Consider the following 2,112-nt stretch of genomic DNA (forward strand, 5'->3'; position numbering starts at 1 on the left):
TTCCGTCGTACGTTTTGAAAAACGAACCAGGGAGTGTACTTGTCTGGCGAGTCTAACCCGTTCATCGGGGAAGGCATAGGGAAACCGACATGGCCGCAGTGCTTTGCACCAGGGCCGCCGTGTTCAAGCGCGGGGAGTCAGACGGGTACGACCCGAAACCGGGTGATCTACGCGTGGACAGGACGAAGCGTGGCGAAAGCTACGTGGAGGTCCGTTAGAGTTGGTGTCCTACAATACCCTCTCGTGATCTACGTGTAGGGGTGAAAGGCCCATCGAACCCGGAAACAGCTGGTTCCGACCGAAACATGTCGAAGCATGACCTCTGCTGAGGTAGTCCGTGGGGTAGAGAGACTGATTGGAGGCGTGGCCCTCGAGAGAGGTTCACCCTTCTGTCAAACTCCGAACTCACGGACGCCGTGGACGCAGGGAGTCCGCTGTGCGGGGTAAGCCTGTGCAGCGTGAGGGAGACAACCCAGAGCTGGGTTAAGGTCCCAAAGTGTGGACTAAGTGCGATTGAAGGTGGTCCCGAGCCCAAGACAGCCGGGAGGTGAGCTTAGAAGCAGCTACCCTCTAAGAATAGCGTAACAGCTTACCGGCCGAGGTTCGGGGCGCCCAAAATAATCGGGGCTCAAGTCCACCACCGAGACCTGGCAATACGCCTTACAGCGTAGTTTCGTAGGTCGGCACTCCGGTTGGGTGGAAGCTCGGGCGAGAGTTCGAGTGGACCGACTGGTGAAGAAAATCCTGGTTGCAGTAGCAGCGATAGTCGGGTGTGAATCCTGACGGCCAAATGAGCAAGGGTTCCTCGGCAATGTTCGTCAGCCGAGGGTTAGCCGGTCCTAAGACTCGTCGTAATTCGAGCGAGTCAAATTGGGAAGCTGGTTAATATTCCAGCGCCGTTGTACACTCAACGCCGACGCCTTGGGGTCGACCGAACCGGGCTTTCGCCCGGTCGAACTGTCCAAATCCGTGGAAGCCGTAACGGCACGAAGCGGACGAACGGCAGGATAGCGCAAGTCGGTTCAACCTGGGGCCCGTGAAAAGGCAAGTACAACGTCCGTACCGAGATCCGACACAGGTGCTCATGCCGGCGAAAGGCAAGGCCTGTCGGGAACAACCGACGTTAGGGAATTCGGCAATCTGGCCCCGTAAGTTCGCGATAAGGGGTGCCTGCCTCGGGAAGAGGCAGGTCGCAGTGACTCGGACGCTCCGACTGTCTAGTAACAACACAGGTGACTGCAAATCCGCAAGGACTCGTACAGTCACTGAATCCTGCCCAGTGCGGGTATCTGAACACCTCGTACAAGAGGACGAAGGACCCGTCAACGGCGGGGGTAACTATGACCCTCTTAAGGTAGCGTAGTACCTTGCCGCTTCAGTAGCGGCTTGCATGAATGGATTAACGAGAGCGTCGCTGTCCCAACGTTGGGCCCGGTGAACCATACGTTCCAGTGCGGAGTCTGGAGACACCCAGGGGGAAGCGAAGACCCTATGGAGCTTTACTGCAAGCTGTCGCTGGGACATGGTCGCTGATGTGCAGGATAGGTAGGAGACGTTACACAGGTGCGTGCGCCAGCACGTCGCCGAGTCAACACTGAAATACTACCCGTCAGTGACTGTGACCCTCACTCCGGGAGGAGAACACCGATAGCTGGGCAGTTTGACTGGGGCGGTACGCGCTCGAAAAGATATCGAGCGCGCCCTAAGTCCATCTCAGTCGGGACAGAGACCCGACGGAGAGTGTAAGAGCAAAAGATGGATTGACAGTGATCTTCCCAACGAGGATCGCTGACGCGAAAGCGTGGTCTAGCGAACCGATGAGCCTGCCCGATGCGGGCCATTGATGACAGAAAAGCTACCCTAGGGATAACAGAGTCGTCACCCGCAAGAGCACATATCGACCGGGTGGCTTGCTACCTCGATGTCGGTTCCCTCCATCCTGCCCGTGCAGAAGCGGGCAAGGGTGAGGTTGTTCGCCTATTAAAGGAGGTCGTGAGCTGGGTTTAGACCGTCGTGAGACAGGTCGGCTGCTATCTACTGGGTGTGTTTGACGCTTGACAGGAACGACCGTATAGTACGAGAGGAACTACGGTTGGGTGCCACTGGTTTACC

General features: G+C 57.3%; 1 rRNA gene (cut by a window edge). It reads left to right on the top strand.

Going from position 1 to position 2,112, the window contains the following annotated elements:
• Nucleotides 1-2,112: ribosomal RNA gene (locus KM295_RS15865) — 23S ribosomal RNA — on the top strand (its annotated part extends 611 nt beyond the left edge of the window); the annotation flags it as partial.

This window comes from Natronomonas aquatica (assembly GCF_024449025.1).
GTDB lineage: Archaea > Halobacteriota > Halobacteria > Halobacteriales > Haloarculaceae > Natronomonas > Natronomonas aquatica.